The 19,315-nt window shown below is 63.3% G+C and carries 20 protein-coding genes; 9 read left to right on the forward strand and 11 right to left on the reverse strand.

What is annotated here, in order from left to right; translation table 11 throughout:
- Positions 1 to 49: 49 nt before the first annotated feature.
- The 6 genes from rpoZ to RRF64_RS12480 all read right to left on the reverse strand — a co-directional run bounded on the left by rpoZ (position 50) and on the right by RRF64_RS12480 (position 7,559).
- On the reverse strand, positions 50 to 316 hold the full coding sequence (gene rpoZ, locus RRF64_RS12455) for a DNA-directed RNA polymerase subunit omega (RefSeq protein WP_323846211.1): 267 nt from the start codon (positions 314 to 316) through the stop codon (positions 50 to 52).
- Positions 317 to 429: 113 nt separating this feature from the next.
- Entirely contained in the window at positions 430 to 1,047 is a 618-nt protein-coding gene (gene gmk, locus RRF64_RS12460; protein ID WP_323846212.1) for a guanylate kinase, read from the reverse strand.
- Positions 1,048 to 1,327: 280 nt separating this feature from the next.
- Positions 1,328 to 2,572, reverse strand: coding sequence for a sterol desaturase family protein (locus tag RRF64_RS12465; protein WP_323846213.1), 1,245 nt, complete (start codon positions 2,570 to 2,572; stop codon positions 1,328 to 1,330).
- A 169-nt stretch (positions 2,573 to 2,741) separates the two neighbouring features.
- Positions 2,742 to 4,802, reverse strand: coding sequence for a S8 family peptidase (locus RRF64_RS12470; protein WP_323846214.1), 2,061 nt, complete (start codon positions 4,800 to 4,802; stop codon positions 2,742 to 2,744).
- 632 nt (positions 4,803 to 5,434) lie between these two features.
- Positions 5,435 to 6,670, reverse strand: a complete 1,236-nt coding sequence (locus RRF64_RS12475) for a glycosyltransferase (RefSeq protein WP_323846215.1) — start codon at positions 6,668 to 6,670, stop codon at positions 5,435 to 5,437.
- 7 nt (positions 6,671 to 6,677) lie between these two features.
- Positions 6,678 to 7,559: a YicC/YloC family endoribonuclease gene (locus RRF64_RS12480; protein ID WP_323846216.1), complete on the reverse strand. Its 882-nt coding sequence runs from the start codon at positions 7,557 to 7,559 to the stop codon at positions 6,678 to 6,680.
- Between the two features lie 112 nt (positions 7,560 to 7,671).
- On the opposite strand from RRF64_RS12480, the gene rph reads away from it, so the two are divergent.
- Positions 7,672 to 8,391, forward strand: a complete 720-nt coding sequence (rph, locus tag RRF64_RS12485; protein ID WP_323846217.1) for a ribonuclease PH — start codon at positions 7,672 to 7,674, stop codon at positions 8,389 to 8,391.
- A 56-nt stretch (positions 8,392 to 8,447) separates the two neighbouring features.
- Here rph and RRF64_RS12490 read toward each other — a convergent pair whose 3' ends face one another.
- Entirely contained in the window at positions 8,448 to 9,215 is a 768-nt protein-coding gene (locus tag RRF64_RS12490) for an exodeoxyribonuclease III (RefSeq protein WP_323846218.1), read from the reverse strand.
- A 114-nt stretch (positions 9,216 to 9,329) separates the two neighbouring features.
- Here RRF64_RS12490 and pyrE point away from each other — a divergent pair, with 114 nt between their 5' ends.
- Positions 9,330 to 9,983: an orotate phosphoribosyltransferase gene (gene pyrE, locus RRF64_RS12495; protein ID WP_323846219.1), complete on the forward strand. Its 654-nt coding sequence runs from the start codon at positions 9,330 to 9,332 to the stop codon at positions 9,981 to 9,983.
- 52 nt (positions 9,984 to 10,035) lie between these two features.
- A complete protein-coding gene (locus RRF64_RS12500) occupies positions 10,036 to 10,647 on the forward strand; it encodes a Rossmann-fold NAD(P)-binding domain-containing protein (protein WP_323846220.1) in 612 nt (203 codons plus the stop codon).
- A 76-nt stretch (positions 10,648 to 10,723) separates the two neighbouring features.
- Here RRF64_RS12500 and slmA read toward each other — a convergent pair whose 3' ends face one another.
- The 4 genes from slmA to coaBC form a co-directional block, all read right to left on the reverse strand.
- Entirely contained in the window at positions 10,724 to 11,332 is a 609-nt protein-coding gene (slmA, locus tag RRF64_RS12505) for a nucleoid occlusion factor SlmA (protein ID WP_323846221.1), read from the reverse strand.
- 120 nt (positions 11,333 to 11,452) lie between these two features.
- Complete coding sequence (argB, locus tag RRF64_RS12510) at positions 11,453 to 12,367, reverse strand: acetylglutamate kinase (RefSeq protein ID WP_323846222.1); 915 nt, start codon at positions 12,365 to 12,367, stop codon at positions 11,453 to 11,455.
- Positions 12,368 to 12,398: 31 nt separating this feature from the next.
- Entirely contained in the window at positions 12,399 to 14,765 is a 2,367-nt protein-coding gene (locus tag RRF64_RS12515) for a phosphomannomutase/phosphoglucomutase (RefSeq protein WP_323846223.1), read from the reverse strand.
- Between the two features lie 39 nt (positions 14,766 to 14,804).
- Positions 14,805 to 16,016, reverse strand: coding sequence for a bifunctional phosphopantothenoylcysteine decarboxylase/phosphopantothenate--cysteine ligase CoaBC (coaBC, locus tag RRF64_RS12520; RefSeq protein WP_323846224.1), 1,212 nt, complete (start codon positions 16,014 to 16,016; stop codon positions 14,805 to 14,807).
- 130 nt (positions 16,017 to 16,146) lie between these two features.
- Between coaBC and radC the strand changes: the two genes are divergently transcribed.
- The 6 genes from radC to RRF64_RS12550 all read left to right on the forward strand — a co-directional run bounded on the left by radC (position 16,147) and on the right by RRF64_RS12550 (position 19,296).
- On the forward strand, positions 16,147 to 16,821 hold the full coding sequence (gene radC, locus RRF64_RS12525) for a RadC family protein (RefSeq protein WP_323846225.1): 675 nt from the start codon (positions 16,147 to 16,149) through the stop codon (positions 16,819 to 16,821).
- Between the two features lie 185 nt (positions 16,822 to 17,006).
- Positions 17,007 to 17,243 carry a 50S ribosomal protein L28 gene (gene rpmB, locus RRF64_RS12530; RefSeq protein ID WP_323846226.1) on the forward strand — a complete coding sequence of 79 codons (237 nt, stop codon included), beginning with the start codon at positions 17,007 to 17,009 and terminating at the stop codon, positions 17,241 to 17,243.
- A 36-nt stretch (positions 17,244 to 17,279) separates the two neighbouring features.
- Positions 17,280 to 17,435, forward strand: a complete 156-nt coding sequence (gene rpmG / locus RRF64_RS12535) for a 50S ribosomal protein L33 (protein WP_069946430.1) — start codon at positions 17,280 to 17,282, stop codon at positions 17,433 to 17,435.
- 264 nt (positions 17,436 to 17,699) lie between these two features.
- Entirely contained in the window at positions 17,700 to 18,515 is an 816-nt protein-coding gene (mutM, locus tag RRF64_RS12540) for a bifunctional DNA-formamidopyrimidine glycosylase/DNA-(apurinic or apyrimidinic site) lyase (protein WP_323846227.1), read from the forward strand.
- A 70-nt stretch (positions 18,516 to 18,585) separates the two neighbouring features.
- Positions 18,586 to 18,744, forward strand: a complete 159-nt coding sequence (locus tag RRF64_RS12545; protein ID WP_323846228.1) for a DUF5993 family protein — start codon at positions 18,586 to 18,588, stop codon at positions 18,742 to 18,744.
- Between the two features lie 9 nt (positions 18,745 to 18,753).
- The gene (locus RRF64_RS12550; protein ID WP_323846229.1) at positions 18,754 to 19,296 is read left to right on the forward strand and encodes a disulfide bond formation protein B; all 543 of its coding nucleotides are present in this window, start codon (positions 18,754 to 18,756) and stop codon (positions 19,294 to 19,296) included.
- Positions 19,297 to 19,315: the final 19 nt, after the last annotated feature.

Consider the following 19,315-nt stretch of genomic DNA (forward strand, 5'->3'; position numbering starts at 1 on the left):
GCGCGCCTCTCAATCTCTCAGTAGATGCCAAGCGGGAATTGAACCCGGATCAGATGTCCTGATCGGACAGGTAGACCGGGGCGGCCATGGACCGTGCCGGAGCCCGCTCCTCTTCCGGTTCATCGAGGATGCTGGCATCGACCAGGCCTTCCTCGATCTCGCGCAGCGCGATGACCGTCGGCTTGTCGTTCTCCTCCGCAACCAGCGGATCTCTGCCGCCGGTGGCGATCTGGCGGGCGCGCTTGCTGCCCACGATGACGAGTTCGAAGCGGTTGTCGACGTGCTCCAGGCAATCTTCAACGGTGATACGTGCCATAAACTTTCGATTCCATTGCTGTGCCCGCGTAGGGCGAATTCTGTAGGGCTGCGTTAGTCGCGAGGGCCGCTATTCTACCGGACCGCGCAGTGTACGCAATTCGATCAATCGGCTCAATGGCGCAGCAGTGACTGCAGCAGCTCGCCATGGCGCTGCTGTTGCTGTTCCAGGCGCTGGCGCTGGGCGGTGAGAATGGCGCGCAGCTCGTGCAGAGCTTCGTCGAAGTTGTCGTTGATCACCAGATAATCCGCCTCGACGTAGTGGGACATCTCGTCGATCGCCTGATCCATACGCCGCTCGATCACGCTCTGGTCGTCCTGGCCGCGGCCGGTGAGGCGCTCGCGCAGGGCGGCCTGGGACGGCGGCAGTATGAAGATCCCCACGGTATCCGGCAGCAGCCGGCGCACCTGTGCGGCGCCCTGCCAGTCGATCTCCAGGATCACGTCGCGGCCACTGGCCAGGGTCTCTTCGACCCACTGCTTCGAGGTGCCGTAGAAATTGTCGAACACCTGGGCGTGCTCCAGGAAGGCGTCCCTGTCGAGCATTGCCAGGAACGCATCGCGATCGACGAAATGGTAGTTGGTGCCGTCCTGTTCGCCCGGGCGCATGGGCCGGGTGGTGTGGGACACCGACACCGTAACCTGGCGGTCGCCGTCCACCAGCGCCTTCACCAGGCTGGTCTTGCCCGCACCGGAGGGCGCGGACACGGTATAAAGAGTTCCTCTAGGCACAACTTATCCTGCTTCCGGGTAAATGCGCGAGCCATTATACCCGAGGAAAGAGGCACTGACGGCGCTGCGCGCGGAGACCGCCGTTCGGTTGCATGCGAGGAGGGGGTAAAAGGCTAAATCCCGGCCGGGATTGGGGGGGGGGGAAGTGTTGGGATTTCAGGGGCACGAATCTCACCAAAAAACCACATGGTGCCTGTGCCCCCGAGCCCGGCCGGGATCGCCCAGCGGAAGTTCGCTCAATCACCACCTACCCCCTGCGACTGAGTGTCACTCCCTGTTGCTAATCGCTAACGAGGGCGACTGTATCCTCTTTGTCTGCAAAAGCCAACCACCACCAGCCGAGCGCGCTGATCGCGATATAGCCGCCGAGGGCGGCCGCGAGGACCGGCGTCAACAGCGGCAGCGCCGCGGCCAGTGCCGCCAGGCGCGCCGGTTCCGCGAATCTGGCCCAGCGGTGGCCGTCGAGGATGCGGCCGTTGACGATCAGCCCGAGGGCAAGCAGGGCCACCGCCAGCAGCTGTTGTGCGTAATCCAGTTCCCTGGCGTACCACAGCAGCGCCAGGGTGGCGCCGGAGTAGAGCAGGTGCTGCAACAGCGCATAGACACGCTGTCCGCGGCTTATCTGCGGGTCGAAGCGCTGGAAGTTGTCCAGGTCACAGGAGGGGACCGGCATCGCCGCCTCCGCATCCGCCGGGCGGTAGCCGGTGCGGCGGAACCAGAGCGTGAGCTTGTCCCACCAGCTCCTGGTGTACCAGGCGTCCAGGGCCATGCGCTTGTAGTGCTGCAGGTTGGCGGCCAGCGGATCGAAGCTGTTCAGCGGCTTGCGCACGCCGTAGATACAGGGCTCCTCGTCGAGTTCCTCCTGGTAGCTGCCGAACAGGCGGTCCCAGATAATGAAGACACCGCCGTAATTCCTGTCCACATAGACCTTGTTCTGTGCGTGGTGCACCCGGTGATTGGAGGGGGTGACGAAAATCCACTCCATCCAGCGCACCTTGGGGAATTTCTGCGTGTGAACCCAGAACTGGTAGATCAGGTCGATGGCGCCGGCGGTGATCATCAGCTCTGCCGGCAGGCCGATCAGCAGCAGCGGCATGTAGAAGATCCAGCCGATCGGCAGGCCCCCGCTGGGCTGGCGCAGCGCGGTGGCCAGGTTGTAGTCCTCACTCTGGTGGTGCACCAGGTGATCGGCCCAGAAGATATTGATCTCGTGGGCGATGCGGTGCTTCCAGTAGTAGCAGAAGTCGTAGGCGACTACAGCCAGGAACAGATGCCAGGCGTTGGTTGCCGACCAGTTGAAGCCGACCGCCTCGTAGTAGGGTGTGAGCAGCTGGTACAGCGGAATGTAGATCAGCAGCGTGACACCGGCGCGGACCAGCCCGGTTATGCGGCTCAGGATGCCGGCGCTCAGGCTGCCGATGGCATCGTTCAGCCGGTACAGGCCCCAGCCGCGCCAGCGGTCCAGCGCCAGCTCCACCAGCACGGCGATCAGGAAGAAGGGGATGGCCAGGGTGACGAGACTCACGGATACCTCTTTGAATTCTTATATCGGTTGAATACTAGCCACTCTGCCACAGGCCCGCGGCGGCGCCTAGGCGAATGAGGACGCGATTTTGAAATCCGTTAGCTTTCGCCCACAAAAAAGCCGGCGCTGATGCGCCGGCTTTCGATTGGCGTCGGTCGGATAGACGCCGTCAGGGACTGGCTTCCGCCTCCAGGGTTACACCGGAATAGGCGCTGTAACCGCGGATACTGATGTACCAGGTGCCCGCCGCCGGATTGCTGATACTGCAGCTCTCGTTGTTGCCCCAGCGGTAGGGGCGGCAGTCGTAGCTGCCGGTGGTCGGCTGGGCACCGAAGCGCACATAGAGGTCGCCGTCGCCGCTGCCGCCGGACATCTGCACGTCCAGGGAACTCATGCCGGAATCCACTTGCAGCGTGAAGTGCTGCCAGGAGGCCTGGCTGCCGGACAGGTTGGTTTCGGTCCAGCCACTGCCACCGCCGCCACTCTCATCGAAGCTGCCCACCAGGCTGACGCCGGAGAAGCTGCTGTAGGCGCGCACCATCACATAGTAGGTGCCGGCCTGTACATTGGCGATGCTGCAGGTCTCATTGTTGCCGTTCAGGTAGGGGCGGCAGTCGTAGCTGCCGGTGGTGGGGGCGGAACCGAATCTGACATAGAGGTCGGCATCACCGCTGCCGCCGGACATCTGGAACTGCAGGTCAGAGGCACCGGCCGGCACCTCGAGGGTGAAGTGCAGTTCCTGGCCCTGGCTCGCCGACAGGCCGCTCTCGGTCACGCCGTTTTCCAGCACGCCGTCGCCCGGCTCGGGATCGCCACCGCCGTCACCGGCCGCCGCCACCGCCGCGGCGGCGTCAACGATACCGGCGCCGCACTGGCTGCAGGAAGCCGGGAAGCTGCGCGCGGTACCGGTCAGGATGGCTTCCACTTCGGTCGGCGTCAGGGTCGGATCCACCGCGTAGAGCAGTGCTGCGGCACCGGCTACATGTGGAGTCGCCATACTGGTGCCCTGATAGAAGGCGTAGTTGTCACTGCCAGGTCCCTGGGTGCCGCTGTTCAGGGTGGACAGAATGCCATTGCTGGAAACGGAGGTGTCGCCACCGGGCGCTGCCACATCGACCACACTGCCATAGTTGGAGTACCAGGCGCGGCCGCCGGACCTGTCCACCGAGGCGACAGTCACCACGCCAGAGCAGTTGGCCGGGGTGGCGTTGCTGGCGTTGGTGTTGGAGTTGCCCGCGGCTACCACGACCGTCGTGCCGAGGCTGCGCGCCGTGTTGATCGCGTTCTGGGTGGTGCTGCCGCAGCTGCCGCTGCCACCGAGGCTCAGGTTCAGCACCTGGGCAGGGTTGGCATTGGCGGGCACGCCGCTGACGGAACCGCCCGCGCCCCAGATGATCGCGTCGGCGATATCCGAGGTATAGCCGCCACAGCGGCCCAGAACCCGGATCGGCACCACCTTGGCCTCGTAGGCCACGCCGGCGACGCCGATGCCGTTGTTGGTGGCAGCGGCCACGGTGCCGGCCACGTGGGTGCCGTGCCAGCTGCTGCCACTGGCCGGGGAGCCGGCATAGCAGGCGCCCGCCGGCGCCCAGTCACCCGGGTCGCTGGCGTCGCTGTCGCGGCCGTTGCCGTCCTGGGCCACCTCCGCATCCGAGATCATGTCGTAGCCGGGCAGCAGGTTGTCCACCAGGTCCGCGTGCGGGCGGTAACCGGTATCGATCACGGCGACCACTACACCTTCGCCCTGGGTGGTGTCCCAGGCCTCCGGCAGGTTCAGGCCGCCGGTGGCTTCGAAGTAGTGCCACTGCTGGTTGTAGCTGGGGTCGGTGGGGGTGGCCATCGGCTGCATCAGCAGGTCGGGTTCCGCGTATTCCACGTTCGGATCCTGTTGCAGGCGGCTGATGATCTCCGCGATTTCGGCATTGCCCTTGCGCTTGTCCAGGCGCATCAACTGCGCGCCCGTGGCCAGGCGGCGCATATGGCGCAGTTCGGTGCCGGCCAGCTGTGAGGCCTGCGCCAGCGCCGACTGGGACATAGTGGATGTCGCGCCCATCTGCGTGGTGCTCTTGTACTTGACGATGATGCGGTCGGTCATCGGCTGCGCACTGGCGGGTACCGCCGCCGGCGAGCTGGTTTCCACCGCGTGTGCTGCCAGCGGCGCCGCGCACATCAGAGATGCCACAGTCAGCAGGGCCGATTTCTGCAGCAGGGTTTTCAACGATCTTTTCATTGTTGCCAATTTCTCCGTAATTATTTTTATGGAGTCGCGCGGAATGTTTCGATAGCGCGCCCTTTTCGTCTGGTACCTCACTTACTGCTCACTGCCTCCTCTACCGCTAGAAAAAAATCTTCCACTAGGGAGGCCGACTTTGCGCCTGCCCTGGCTGTGCCAGCGGAGCCTGTCGGCACCTCTGGCAAGTCGTAGAGCGGGCGTCAGAGTCGCTGCTTGCATAGGGATAACTATCCTAATGCATGGCCTTAACGGAGATAGGCTCCTAACCCTCACGACTAAAACGGGACAAAATCTGGAATAAGGCGCCAAAAGACAATTATTTGTGGCACACCGGTACAGGGTGAAAAGCGAATGAGAACGGGGTCGCTACGGCTCTGCGAACAAGCGGCGGTGCGCACCGTTGTGGTGCAACTGGGCGAGGGGGAATCGCGGCGTCAAAATCAGCCCGCACTCGGGCTGTTGCTCGATAGAAAACAGGATCTGCCGTTGAAAGTGCTCAGCAGTTTTTAATCGAAAAAATATCGCTATTTCCCGATTTTTTGCACCTTCAGTTTCAATGCAGCCCGAATATTATCCATTGGCACCGCGAGATTGCACGCGGTGCCAATGGATAACATTCGCAACACAATTTATGTGTCTGCTGCTTTGTTTTTGGCTTCAATCCAGCGGCTCATAAACTCCTCGGCGCGGTGCTCGGAGCGTCTGAGGATGCGCCCCCAGATCTGGCGGTTGCGATGCACTTCCAGATTGGCGGCGATGGCCTCCAGTCGCTCGATAAAGGCCGCCGCGTGGTGCCGGTAATCAAATCCGGTTTCGAGTGCGCGGGTGCCCGCATCGCGGGCGTTGAGCCAGGCAGCCTTGTCTTGATAGAGATGTGCAGTGGTTGCCGCAAACTGATCGGGGGCGTCACTCAGCGGATAGCCCCAGGACTCTTCAGCAGCCATGGACTCGGCGCCGATGGGCGTGGTGACCGTGGGCGTGCCGCTGAGCCAGCCGTCCAGTATCTTGCCTTTTTGCCCGGCACCGAAGCGCAGCGGTGCCAGGTTCAGTCGGTAGCGCGCCAGTGTGGCCAGTGCATCTTCGGTGCGCCCATGCACCCGAAGTCCCGTCGTCGGGTCGCTGAAACGATGCATGGCGTGATCAGAGTAGGCGCCGTATATGTGGCACTCCACATCGGGCAGCAGTGCATGCAGCTGTGGCCAGACTTCCTTCGCGAACCAGGCGACGGCATCGCGGTTGGGGGCGTGTTTGAAGCCCCCGATCATGACCAGGTGCCGACGCTCGTCGAAGTCGGGTAGCGCCTCAAGATCCGGCAGCTCCCGTACCAGAAAAGGCAGGTAATGCAGTTGCCAGTCGGGCAGGCAAAAGTGCTGCTTGAGCAGTTCTACCTCGACCTGCGAGATCATCACGGCGAGATCGCAGCGCGCCATGGCTGCGACCTCGCGCTCGGCGATGGGGTGGAACAGGTTTAGCGGTTGGCCGCTCTTGAGCGCCTGGTGGCGCGCCTCGCGCAGGCTGTGAAAATCGCTGGTGTCGAGCAGTGTGATTGCACGGGGGCACTGCTCGCGCACCCGCCAGCCGAACTGCTCTTCCATCATGAAGCGATCGTAGATCACCAGTGTCGGGTCCAATGCTTGAACCCAGCGATCGAAGCTGGCGTCATTGACCTTGATGTGGTGCTCGCCGTAGCCGGTCTTGGCCTGAAATGGCGTAGGTTGGGCCGGGCTTGCGATCTCCACGCGATAGCCCTCTTCGGCGAGCAGATCGAGAATGTCCAGCGTGCGTCGGCCAGCGGCGGTAGAGGCTGGCTCGGGCCAGTGCTTGGCTAGCAGCAGCGCTTTCTTGGCGGAAGCGTTGCGGTACATCTGCAGGCTACTCGATATTCTGCACCTGTTCTCTCATCTGCTCGATCAGGACTTTCAGTTCCACCGCAGCCTGGGTGGTGTCAGTGACGACGGATTTTGACGACAGGGTGTTGGCCTCGCGATTGAACTCCTGCATCAGGAAGTCCAGCCGCCGGCCGATGGCCCCGCCGCCCTCGAGTACACGGCGGGCTTCGGCGACATGGGCATCGAGGCGGTCGAGTTCTTCGTCGACATCGGCTTTTTGCGCCAGCAGGGTGATTTCCTGTTCCAGCCGGTCCCTGTCCAGCTCGCCGAGCAATTCCTCGAGGCGCGTGCGCAGCTTATCCCGTTGTGCATCGAGTATCTGCGGCAGCAGCTCGCGTACGCGGGTCACCTGTTCTTCGATACCCAGCAGGCGGGCCTCAATAAACTTGCGCAGCTCTGCGCCCTCCCGCTCGCGGTTAGCACGGAGCTGTGCCAGTGCCTCGCCAAAGGCCTGCATGATGGCGGCGGACTGCTGTTCGGGGTCGGTTTCGGGCTCGGCGATCACGCCGGGCCACTGCAGAACCTGCAGCGGATTGAGTGGCATGCTGTCCGCCCCCGAGATTACCTCTCTGGCCGCCTGCACCACGGCCTGGGCCAGCGGTCGGTTGATTTCCAGGCCCGACGTTTCCACGTTGTTGGGCTTAAGGTTCAGGGTAAGTTCGAGCTTGCCCCGGGACAGGGTCTTGCGCAGCGTTTCGCGCAACGGGGTTTCCAGGGGTCGCGCGGCCTCGGGCAGGCGGAAGTGCGGCTCCAGATAGCGGTGATTGACCGAGCGCAGTTCCCAGATGGCGGTGCCGGTGTCATAGGCTGCCTCGGCGCGGCCGAATCCAGTCATGCTGCGCACTTTGTCTTGTCCCCTGGCCATAGCTGCTCCCCCGCAGGCATTCGAGTAGGGCCGGCATCATAGCACAGCCACTCGGACACTCCGGTCGGGGTATATAATGCAGCGCTTTCAGTAGAAAACTTCGAGGTGAACCATGCAGCGTCCCAGCGGCCGCGCGCCGGCGCAATTGCGCCCCGTCCGAATTACCCGCAACTATACCCGCCACGCGGAGGGTTCTGTGCTGGTGGAGTTCGGCGATACCAAAGTGCTGTGCAACGCGTCCGTGGCCGATGAAGTGCCGCGCTTCCTGCGCGGCCAGGGCAGCGGCTGGATCACCGCGGAATACGGTATGCTGCCCCGCTCCACCGGCTCGCGCATGCTGCGCGAGGCGGCCAAGGGCAAGCAGAGCGGCCGCACGGTGGAAATCCAGCGCCTGATCGGCCGCTCCCTGCGCGCGGCCGTGGATCTCACACTGCTCGGGGAGAACCAGATAACCATCGACTGCGACGTGATTCAGGCCGACGGCGGCACCCGCACCGCGGCGATTACCGGAGCCTGTGTGGCACTGGTGGATGCGCTGCGCTACCTGCAGCGGGAGAAAATCATCAGCACAGATCCGCTGAGAAACCTGGTCGCGGCGGTTTCCGTCGGCATCTACGACGGCGAGCCGGTGCTGGATCTGGACTACCCGGAAGACAGCAGCGCCGATACCGATATGAACCTGGTGATGGCGGCGGACGGCGGCATGATCGAGGTGCAGGGCACTGCCGAGGGTGCGCCTTTTACCGAGAAACAGTTCGCGCAGATGCTGGGGCTGGGTAAGGCGGGGATCGATGAGCTGATAGCGCTGCAGAGGAAGGCGCTGGAGGAGTAATCTCGAATGCGGAATGCGGACAAATCTGCTCCCGGCAGATTTGTCCACATTCCGCGTTAGACTTCCAGGTCGTAATCCATGATCACCGGCAGGTGGCTGGAGAATTCGACATTCTTGTTGATGGCGCCGTACTCGATTCGGTTTTTCAGGGTCTGCGACACTATCTGCATGTCCGTGCGCCAGCCGTCCCCCTCGCCTACCTTGCCGCTCGGCCACCAGGTAAACTCGTCCGCGTCCTTGACCACCTTGCGGAAAGCATCGACATAGCCGATCTCGTTCAACAGCTGGTCCAGCCAGCGCTGTTCGTGACGCATAAAGCCGGGTGTGTCCTGGTGATCCTGCCAGTTCTGCACGTCGGCGCGACGGTGCGCCATGCCCCAGTTGCCACAGAAGATAAAGTCGCGGCGCTTGCGGCTGATCTTGTGCAGGTGCGCCTGCATGTCGTCGAAGAACTGCACCTTCTTTTCCAGGGAAGCCTCATCGGTGGCCACCGGTGCGAGGAGTGAGCCGACGCTCAGGCGCTCGAAGTCCGCCTGCAGGTAGCGCCCGTACATGTCTTCGCCGTTGGCGAAGCCCATGCCGAAGATAATCGCTTTTGGCTGGCTGCGAGTATAGATGGCCACGCCGTTCTCGTGCGGCGTGCCGGAATCGAAGAAGTAGCTGTAATAGCCGTCGGGATGGAATATCGGGTGATCGAGTTCCGGCTCCAGCGAGCGCAGGTCCTGCAGACAGATGATATCCGCGTCCTGCTCTTCCAACCAATCATAGAGGCCGCGCTGCGCCGCCTGATGCACGCCGTCTACCGACAAGCTCACTATTCGCATTATTAGCCCCTTACCAGCGGACTGTGTATCATTAGTAACATTATGTGCACACCCATCCCCGAGCTTCCCGCGGGGAGGTCTCCCTTCACCTTAGCCAATAGTTAACAATTTTCCATGCAGCAGTATCAGCGCGATTTTATTCAACTGGCCCTGGACCATCAGGTGTTGTGTTTTGGTGATTTCACCCTGAAATCCGGCCGCCAGAGCCCCTACTTTTTCAATGCCGGCCGCTTCCACACTGGCGCTGCGCTCGCCGCGCTGGGACAAGCCTACGCCGAGGCGATTCTCGCTTCGGGAGTGGAGTTTGATGTCATTTTCGGGCCGGCCTACAAGGGTATACCGCTGGGCGCGGTGACCGCCGTGGCGCTGGCGCAAAAAGGCGTGGACAAGCCTTTCTGCTACAACCGCAAAGAGGCCAAGGAGCACGGCGAAGGCGGAACCTTAGTGGGTGCGCCGCTTGTTGGCAAGGTTTTGATAATAGATGACGTGATTACCGCGGGCACCGCCGTGCGCGAGGTGATGCAGATCATCGATGCCCACAGCGCCGAAGCCGCCGGCGTGGTGATCGGCCTGAACCGCCAGGAAAAGGCTAGTGAAGACTGTGAACTCTCTGCTATTCAGCAGGTCGAGAGACAGTACAATATTCCGGTAATCAGTATTGTGCAGCTGGACCATATCATCAGCTATCTTAAGGAGGCGTCGCAGGAAGGCGACACAGTACAAAAAATCGTCGACTACCGGCAGCGCTACGGCGTCTCGGGTCAATAGTGAATTGGCCAGTTGCGACCACGGCGCGCCGGGTCAATCAGTGAGAAGAGCGATGAGTGTCGCCTGCCTGTCAGCCCTGTTGTTGTCCGTTGCCCTGGCGCTGCCCTGGACCAGTGTCCAGGCGGCAGCGGGTGATGAATACAATGGCAAGGTGCTGTACCGCTATACCGATAACCATGGTATCCAGGTACTGGACGACCTGGTGCCGCCGCGCTATGTGGCCAAGGGTTATGAGGTTCTGACACCCAGCGGCCGCGTGCTAAAGGTGGTGCCGCCGCAATTGAGCGGCAAAGAGCTGGCCGAGCTACAGCGCCGCGAGGCGCAGCGCGAGGCGGATCTGCAGCTGCTGAAGCGCTACAACAGCGTCGCCGATATCGAGAGTGCGCGCGCGCGCAAGCTCGCGATTGTCGAGCAGGATATGGCTATTATGCGCTCGAATATCTCCAGCCTCGGCCGGCAGATAGAACAGGAGGAGGCGGTGGCCGCGCGCACCCAGCGCAATGGTCGCGAGGTGGCACCGGAACTGCTGCAGCGGATTGCCGACCTGCGCGAAGAGGTGAGCGTGTTGCGCGAGCGACTCGGTCGGCGCGAGGCGGAGGCGGTGTCGATCAACAGCGAGTTTGATCAGGCTGCCGCGCGCTACGCGGAAATTGCCGCGAAATAACCCCGTCCTGCGCGCGCAAGTGAACCCTATTATCCCGCCGCGCGCTGCGTGCGGCCTACCTGGCGGCGCCCGGCGGTCACTTGGCCGCCAGCGCCGTTTCGCGGAAGAATCCCGCCATCAGCACCGGCCACTGCTCCGCCCAGTACTCCGTCGGTTTGCGCTTAAAGCCGCTGCGCACATATTGGACGATGCGCCCCTCGGCGCTGGCCAGCAGCAGGTTGGCGGCACCGCCCAGGGGGATCGCCGGGCGCAGCTGCTCGCGCAGTTCCGCCTCGCGCAGAATCTGTTTCAACTGGGTTTCCAGGCGGTCGAAGAACTGCAGTATGCGGCCGTGCAGCCTGTCGGTCTCGCCGGTCAGGGCGTCGCCGGTGAGCAGGCGGGTGATGCCCGGGTTGCGTTCGCAGAAGGCCAGCAACAGGTGCAGGATTTTCTGGCAGCGACCCAGTGCCGAGGGCTCGTCCTGCAGTATCAGCGACACGCGGCTGAAAACCGTCTCCTCGATAAATTCTATCAGCCCCTCGAACATCTTGGACTTGCTGGGAAAGTGGCGGTACAGCGCCGCTTCGGAGAAGCCGACTTCCTTGGCCAGGGCTGCAGTAGTTATGCGCGCGCCGGGGCTGGCTTCCAGCATATGCGCCAGAGCCTGCAATATCTGTTGACGCCGGTTGATTTTTTCGCTGCTCATTGACTGCCTTTGGTCCGGTCGGTGGCCGGTCGTGGTTTTGTTGTTGTCGCTTCTGCGGCGGCGGAATCCTACCGATTCACCGGCCCAGCTTCAATTGCTTAGCGGTGACTAGACACCAGACTAGGCTCGGGATTGCGCCCCGTTGTTGGTAATCAGGGTGCCGACGCCGGTATCGGTAAAGATTTCCAGCAGCACCGCGTGAGGGACCCGGCCGTCGATGATATGTGCCGAGGTGACGCCGGCCTTGACCGCATCCAGTGCACAGGCAATCTTCGGCAGCATGCCGCCGTAGATGGTGCCGTCCGCGATCAGCCCGTCCACCTGCAGGGTGCTGAGGCCGGTGAGGACCTCGCCGTGTTTGTCCTGCAGGCCCGCCACATTGGTGAGCAGCATCAGCTTTTCCGCCTTCAGGTATTCGGCGATCTTGCCGGCCACCAGGTCTGCGTTGATATTGTAGGAGGCACCGTCCGCGCCCACGCCGATCGGGGCGATCACCGGAATAAAGTCGCTGTGGATCAGCATGTCAATCACATCGGTGTTGACGCTCTCCACCTCGCCCACGTGGCCGATATCGATGATCTCCGATGCGTGCAGGCCGGCGACCTCGTTTTTGATCTGCAGCTTTTTCGCCTTGATCAGCAGACCATCCTTGCCGGTCACACCGACGGCGCGGCCGCCGTTCTTGTTGATCAGGTTGACGATCTGCTTGTTTACGGTGCCGCCGAGTACCATCTCCACCACATCCATGGTCTCGCTGTCGGTCACACGCATGCCATCGACAAAGCGCGACTCGATGCTGAGCTTGCCCAGCAGCTCGCCGATCTGCGGGCCGCCGCCGTGTACCACGACCGGGTTCATGCCCACCAGCTTCATCAGGATGATGTCGCGGGCAAAACTGTTCTGCAGCTCCTCGTCCACCATGGCGTTGCCACCGAATTTGACCACTATGGTCTTGCCGGTGAAGCGCTGGATATAGGGCAGTGCCTCGTTCAATACCTGGGCGACGCGCAGGGCAGATTTGCTATCCAGTGACATAAATCTCGGTTCCTTCTCTCTCTTTCCCTTTTTACAGGAGCTGCCAGTCGGGCACCGCCAGTTTGGGATCCACTTTTTTCAGCTGCACCATGACCTGCTGGCGGATGCGTTCCAGGGCTTCTGCACTGTCCGCCTCGAAGCGCAGTGTCAGCGCCGCGCTGGTGTTGGAGGCGCGCACCAGGCCCCAGCCATCGGCGTACTCGATGCGCAGGCCGTCGATGGGATTGATATCCGCATCGCCGAAATCGCCCACTTTCTTCAGCTTCTTGATGATGGCGAACTTCTCCCGCTCTTCCACCGGCAGCAGAATTTCCGGAGTGCTGATCATCTGCGGCAGCGAATCCAGCAGTTCATCCAGGCTCTGCTCGCGCAGCGCCATGATTTCCAGAATGCGCGCTGCGGCATAGATGCCGTCGTCGAAGCCGAACCAGCGATCCTTGATGAAGATGTGCCCGGAGAGCTCGCCGCCGAGGATGGCGCCGGTCTCGAGCATCTTGGTCTTCATCGGCGCGTGGCCGGTCTTCCACATGATGGGGCGGCCACCGTACTGGTTGATCAGCTGCGCCAGCGCGCGGCTGCTCTTGACGTCGTAGACGATATCCGCGCCCGGGTTGCGCGCGAGAATGTCGCGGGCCAGCAGCATCACCAGCTGGTCAGCCCAGGCGATTCGGCCGGACGAGGAAACCAGAGTAACGCGATCGCCATCGCCGTCCAGCGCGACGCCCAGGTCTGCCCCGGTTTCAGCGACCTTGTCGATCAGCGCCTCGAGGTTTTCCGGCCGCGAAGGGTCCGGCGCATGGTTGGGGAAGTTGCCGTCTATCTCGCAAAAGAGCGGTGTCACCGCACAGCCCAGCTGTTCGAACAGGCGCGGAGCGAGTATGGAGGTGGCGCCGTTGCCGGCGTCGACCACCAGATGCGGCTGTCCGGCCAGGGCAACATCGTTGAAGATCTCGTCGATGTAATTTTCACTGACATCCTGCTCGCGGTTGCTGCCCTGGCCGCTCTTGAAGGGGCCCTGCTGCATCAACTGGCGCAGCCCCTGCAGTTTGCTCTCCGCCAGCGGGCGGCCCTTCAGCACTATCTTGAAGCCATTGTATTCCGCCGGGTTGTGGCTCGCGGTCACCATCACGCCGCTGCTGGTGTTCCTGCCATTGGCGCAGGCGTAATAGAGCAGCTGCGACGGCACCAGGCCGAGGTCAACGCTGTTGCAGCCGCTGTCGAGAATGCCCTCCACCAGGCAGCTGCTGAGCAGTGCGCTGCTGTTGCGGCCGTCGCGCCCCACCAGCAGGATTTCCTCACCGGCATGCTGCGCCAGAGTGCCGAGTGCGCGGCCCAGCTGGTAGGCGAAGGGTTCATTGATTTCCGGGCCGGCGATACCGCGGATATCGTAGGCGCGGAACACGTGTTGCGGAAAATCCGTGCTGACCTGCAGCTCGGCCTTTGTCGGCACCCGGTTGCCCGCCGCGGGGAGTTCGCCGGCGCGGGGCGCCGTTGCCAGCCCCTGTGGCGCCGGGTCGCCGTCACCGGCGCTCAGCAGTTCGGCCTGGCCGGGTTTCAGTTCCGGATAATCGGCGCTGCCCCGCGACTTCTTGTCACCGCGCTCCCAGGGCGCGAGAGATTTGCGCGGCAGCAAGCGCAGCAGCAACAACAGGGAAATGGCCAGGCCGGCGGCGGCGCCGAAATAAACCCAGATCGCGGACAGGCGGTGTTCTTCGGCGAACGCTGCCGAGGGGCTGAATTGGACTGTCAGATAACTGCCCTCGACCGCTGCCGCTACCGCCTGGCCGCTACCCTGGCCGGTCTGCCACAGAGTCTGGGGCGGCCCGTCGGGGAATTTCTGCACCAGCCGGATCTGGCCACTGTTGCGCTCGAGTTTATTCAGCTGCGTCTCAAAGGCGGCAAACGGCTGGGTTACCAGCAGCAGGCCGTCTTGCAGTTTGATGCCATCGTGCAATTGCCAGCTGTTGTCGCTGCCGGTGCGCAGGAACTCCACCGGCTGTCCGGCCTCTTCACTGCTGCGCTTCAGCAAATCCACCAGGGCAAAATTCAGCGCAGGATTTGTGCCGGCCCCCACCCGTACCTGCTCGGCGGCAAATACCTGTGCGGTGGCATCGCCGGGCAGGGCCGCGGCGCGCAGCAGTTTTGCCGTCGGCTCTGCTTTCGCACCAATATCGCGTAACTGCTGCGCGCGGCCGGCCAGATACTGGCGCAGCTCCGCGGCATAGGACTGCGCCTTCTGTTGCGCGGCCTGTTCAACCTGCGCCGCACTGCGGGGTTCGATCACGCTCTGTTTCAGATACTGGGCGCCGCCCAGCCAGGCGACCGTCGCCAACAGCGCGGGCAGCACCAGGCCGCGGTGAAAGAGCGAGGGGTGAAAGATACTAATGCGAGATGCCACGGAAATTCCCAGTAAAGCGTGTTGTTATTGTGCCAATTCTTATGAAGTCGGGGCCTTGGCCGCGATGAGCTCGATCAACTGTTCCGCGAGAGCGGTCTTCAGCGCCGGTGCCAAGGTGTGACTGCCCTCGGCATCGATCACCGTGACCGCATTGCGGTCGCTGTTAAAGCCGCTGTCGGCCGCGCTGACATCGTTGGCGATGATCATGTCGAGTTGCTTGCGTGCCAGCTTGCCCTGCGCGTGCTCGATAACCTTTTCCGTCTCCGCCGCAAAGCCCACGGTAAACGGGCGCCGCTCGGTGCGCGCCGCAATGCCGGCGACAATGTCGGGATTCTTGACCAGGGCCAGGGTCTCTTCGCCCCTGTCGTCCCGCTTCTTGATCTTCTGCTGCGCGATTTCCGCCGGGCGGAAGTCCGCCACCGCCGCGGCACCGATAAAGATGTCGCACAGGTCGGCGGCGCGCTCGGCGGCATCGCGCATCTCCAGGGCGCCGGTCACGTCCACGCGCTTCACGCCGGCGGGCGTGGTGAGATTCACCGGGCCGGCAATCAATGTGACTTCCGCCCCCGCGCGCCGCGCCGCGTCCGCCAGGGCGAAGCCCATCTTGCCGGAGCTGTGGTTGCTCAGGTAGCGGACCGGGTCCAGCGCCTCACGCGTGGGGCCGGCCGTAACCGTGACCCTTTTGCCGGCGAGCGACAGGTGCGGGCGAAACAGCGCTTCGACCTCTGCTGCCAGCGCGTCCGGCTCGAGCATACGCCCGGGGCCCACATCGCCGCAGGCCTGGCTGCCGGCAGCCGGTCCCCAGAGCAGGGCACCGCGACTCTGCAGCGTCTGTACGTTGGCCGCGGTGGCGGCGTGTCGCCACATGGCCTGGTTCATCGCCGGCGCCAGCGCCAGTGGGGCTTCGCTGGCCAGGCACAGGGTGCTGAGCAGGTCGTCGGCCATGCCGCAGGCGAGCTTCGCCAGTACCTGCGCGCTGGCCGGGGCAATCAGGATCAGGTCGGCCCATTTGGCCAGCTCGATATGCCCCATGGCCGCCTCCGCGGCCGGGTCCAGCAGGTCGGTGTGCACCGGATTGCCGGACAGCGCCTGGTAGGTCAGTGGCTGGACGAACGCACGTGCGCCGGCGGTCATAACCACGCGCACCTCGGCGCCGCGCTCCTTGAGGCGGCGTACCAGGTCGGCGCTCTTGTAGGCGGCGATGCCGCCGCTGATGCCCAGCAGTATGCGTTTGTCGGCCAGGGAGGACATAGGCGCTGTTTCCGAGACAGTGTTTCCGAAATCGAGAGAACGAGTAAGATTAGCATTTCTGCGCCTGTACATATAAGGCAAAGAAGTGGCCCTGTCGGGCTGGAATCAACGAGGCTTCAAGGAGGAGGCGATGCGGATTACGGACTGGCCGGCGGCTGAGCGGCCGCGGGAGAAGCTGCTGGAGCGCGGTGCCGGGGCGCTCTCGGATGCGGAGCTGCTGGCGATCTTTCTGCGCACGGGCGTGCCCGGCGTGTCCGCGGTGGACCTGGCGCGCCGGCTGCTGGCGGATTTCGGCGGGCTGCGCCCGCTGCTGGAGGCGCGCCGGGAGGAGTTCTGCGCTGGCCGCGGCCTCGGCGATGCAAAGTTCGTACAGCTGCAGGCGGTGCTGGAGATGGCGCGCCGCCACCTGGCGGAGACGCTGCAGCGCACCGACGCCCTCTGCAGCCCGGCGGCGGTGCGCGATTACTTGTCCGCGCGGCTGCGCCACCGCCGCCGCGAGGTATTCTGCTGCCTCTACCTGGACAGCCAGCACCGCGTCATCGCCTTCGAGGAGCTGTTCGAGGGCACCCTCAATGCCGCCAGCGTCTACCCCCGCGAGGTGGTGCAGGCGGCCCTGCTGAAGGGCGCGGCGGCGGTGATCCTGGCGCACAATCACCCGTCCGGCGTCAGCGAGCCCAGCCAGGCGGATATCTGGATCACCGAGCGCCTGACCCAGGCGCTGGGACTCGTGGATATCAAGGTGCTCGACCATATGATCGTGGGCGAAGGCGCGGCCCTGTCTTTTGCCGAGCAGGGGCTGATCTAGAATGCGGAAGCCCTGGTTCCGGCCAATGCTGTACAAAACTTGCTCCCTACAGACTCTTCTGGTATAAAACGCCGCTCTTTGCGGCCGGGCCGAATTCTGAACAGCTCCCGCATCCCTTAAAAAGCACCGAATTGGAAGTCCCCGCGGCACAGATTGCGGGCACGAGAGTTTGAAGAGGCCAACAGATGTCCAAGGTATGTCAGGTAACCGGTAAGCGCCCGGTCACCGGTAACAATGTATCCCACGCCAAGAACCGCACCAAGCGTCGCTTCGTGCCGAACCTGCACAGCCACCGTTTCTGGGTTGAGTCCGAGAAGCGCTTCGTGAAGCTGCGCGTTTCTGCCAAAGGCATGCGTGTTATCGATAAGAAAGGTATCGAGACCGTGCTGAGCGAGCTGCGCGCGCGCGGCGAAAAAGTGTAACTGGCGGCAAACCGCTGAGAGATCGGAGACAGAACAATGCGTGACAAGATTCGTCTGAACAGCAGTGCCGGTACCGGCCACTTCTATACCACCACCAAGAACAAGCGCAACATGCCGGAAAAAATGGAGATCAAAAAATACGATCCCGTTGTTCGCAAGCATGTGATGTACAAGGAAGGCAAAATCAAGTAATTGCCTGCCCTGAACAGTTCGAAAAGCCCGGTTTTTACCGGGCTTTTTTCATTCGAGCCATTCAGTGCCTTCACCCTGCGGGCGACGTCTAAAAGCTTGAAGCGAAGGTCTTGCTGCCGGTAGCCGTTTGCGGAACCTTCTGCGGCCAGGGATGGCCGCGGAGAGCGTACAAGGATGTATTTAAGGGGGGCGCCTAGCCCGTGTCCCGCAAACGGCTACCGGCAGCAGGACCACCCCAGCACAAGTAAAGAACCCCAAACACTGATGCCTGAACTACCGGAAGTAGAAACCACCCTTCGCGGCCTGGCCCCGCATCTGGAGGGCCACAGGGTGCGCTCGGCTGTGGTGCGCCAGCGCCAGCTGCGCTGGCAGGTGGACAGGGACTTCGAAAAGCGCATCGCCGGGGCGAGAATCCTGCGCCTGGAGCGCCGCGCCAAGTACCTGCTGGTGCACACGGATCGCGGTTGTGCCATCTGGCACCTGGGGATGTCCGGCAGCCTGCGCCTGGTGGGCAGTGAGTGCGCAGCGGAAAAACACGACCATGTCGACTGGGTGCTGGATAGCGGCCTGGTCCTGCGCTACCGGGACCCGCGCCGCTTCGGCGCCCTGCTGTGGACGGATGAGGATCCGGTCGCCCACGACCTGCTCGTCCACCTGGGGCCGGAGCCCCTGTCGGACGAATTCGACGGTGACTACCTGTTCAAGGCGTCCCGCGGCCGGCGCCAGGCGGTGAAAACCTTCATCATGGACGGCCGCATCGTCGTCGGTGTCGGCAATATCTACGCCAGCGAATCGCTGTTTCTAGCCGGTATCCGGCCGGACCGGGAGGCGGGTGCCATCTCGCGCGCCCGCTACCGGCGCCTGGCCTCCGCCATCAAGCAGGTGCTGGCGCGCTCCATCGAGCAGGGTGGCACGACGCTGCGGGACTTTATCGGCGGCGACGGCAAGCCCGGCTACTTCGCCCAGCAGCTCAACGTCTACGGCCGCGCCGGCGAGCCGTGTCGCGCCTGCGGGCGCCCGGTGCGCGACCTGGTGCTCGGGCAGCGCAGCACCTTCTTCTGCAGCTCCTGCCAGCGCTGAGCACCCCATTCTGGGAATTTCCTTCCGCCTGGACTAAGTTTGCAGGGATTCCTCTTTGCGGAGTCGGCACATGATCATGATGTTGCCGTTCGTCACCATTCTGCTGTCGGCCTGGTACACCTGGCGCGGGCATCGCCGTGTCGGCGCCAGCTGGTGGTGGGTCACCCTGGCGATCTACATCTGCTGGTGTTTCTACCATATGACCAGTCCGCTGAACCTGTCGCTCTAGGATGTGGCCGTGAAAGCTGCCGCTATTCGCTGGCTCGACGGTCTCGCCCTGCTGAGCGTGAGCGCCGTGCTCTGGTTCGCCTTCGCCTGGCAGCTGTGGCTGCACGAACTGCCCTGCCCGATGTGCCTGTTGCAGCGGGCCGCCTTCGCCATGGTTGGCGTCGCCCTGCTGATGAACCTGCGCTTCGGTATTCGCCCGCTGCACTACGGCTTCGCCGTGCTGTCGGCCCTGGCCGGCGCCGTATCCGCCGGGCGCCAGGTGCTGATGCATATTGCGCCCGGCGACACCGGTTTTGGCTCGCCGTTTCTCGGCATGCACTTCTACACCTGGGCCCTGGTGGCCTTCTTTCTGCTGCTGGTGTACTGCGGCCTGATGCTGATGAGTGACGCGGTGGACGAGGAGGTCCGGCCGCGCAGGCTGGATGCCCTCGGCCGCATGGCCGCGGTCGCCTTTCTGTCGATCCTGATCATCAACCTGGTTTCCACCGCGCTGGAGTGCGGCCTGGGGCCCTGCCCCGACAACCCCACCGAGTACCAGTTGCTGCCGGATTGAGTGCCCGCCCCCGCGTGCC

Source organism: Microbulbifer magnicolonia (genome assembly GCF_035117725.1).
GTDB classification, from domain to species: Bacteria; Pseudomonadota; Gammaproteobacteria; order Pseudomonadales; family Cellvibrionaceae; genus Microbulbifer; species Microbulbifer magnicolonia.

Bases quoted from the DNA above. Each gene is read 5' to 3' on its own strand.
- RRF64_RS12475 (WP_323846215.1), bottom strand. From the start codon at position 6,670: ATGTACCGCAACGCTTCCGCCAAGAAAGCGCTGCTGCTAGCCAAGCAC.
- rpoZ (WP_323846211.1), bottom strand. From the start codon at position 316: ATGGCACGTATCACCGTTGAAGATTGCCTGGAGCACGTCGACAACCGC.
- rpmG (WP_069946430.1), top strand. From the start codon at position 17,280: ATGCGTGACAAGATTCGTCTGAACAGCAGTGCCGGTACCGGCCACTTC.
- radC (WP_323846225.1), top strand. From the start codon at position 16,147: ATGCGGATTACGGACTGGCCGGCGGCTGAGCGGCCGCGGGAGAAGCTG.
- rph (WP_323846217.1), top strand. From the start codon at position 7,672: ATGCAGCGTCCCAGCGGCCGCGCGCCGGCGCAATTGCGCCCCGTCCGA.
- rpmB (WP_323846226.1), top strand. From the start codon at position 17,007: ATGTCCAAGGTATGTCAGGTAACCGGTAAGCGCCCGGTCACCGGTAAC.
- RRF64_RS12490 (WP_323846218.1), bottom strand. From the start codon at position 9,215: ATGCGAATAGTGAGCTTGTCGGTAGACGGCGTGCATCAGGCGGCGCAG.
- RRF64_RS12545 (WP_323846228.1), top strand. From the start codon at position 18,586: ATGATCATGATGTTGCCGTTCGTCACCATTCTGCTGTCGGCCTGGTAC.
- coaBC (WP_323846224.1), bottom strand. From the start codon at position 16,016: ATGTCCTCCCTGGCCGACAAACGCATACTGCTGGGCATCAGCGGCGGC.
- slmA (WP_323846221.1), bottom strand. From the start codon at position 11,332: ATGAGCAGCGAAAAAATCAACCGGCGTCAACAGATATTGCAGGCTCTG.
- mutM (WP_323846227.1), top strand. From the start codon at position 17,700: ATGCCTGAACTACCGGAAGTAGAAACCACCCTTCGCGGCCTGGCCCCG.
- RRF64_RS12470 (WP_323846214.1), bottom strand. From the start codon at position 4,802: ATGAAAAGATCGTTGAAAACCCTGCTGCAGAAATCGGCCCTGCTGACT.
- RRF64_RS12500 (WP_323846220.1), top strand. From the start codon at position 10,036: ATGAGTGTCGCCTGCCTGTCAGCCCTGTTGTTGTCCGTTGCCCTGGCG.
- RRF64_RS12480 (WP_323846216.1), bottom strand. From the start codon at position 7,559: ATGGCCAGGGGACAAGACAAAGTGCGCAGCATGACTGGATTCGGCCGC.
- argB (WP_323846222.1), bottom strand. From the start codon at position 12,367: ATGTCACTGGATAGCAAATCTGCCCTGCGCGTCGCCCAGGTATTGAAC.
- pyrE (WP_323846219.1), top strand. From the start codon at position 9,330: ATGCAGCAGTATCAGCGCGATTTTATTCAACTGGCCCTGGACCATCAG.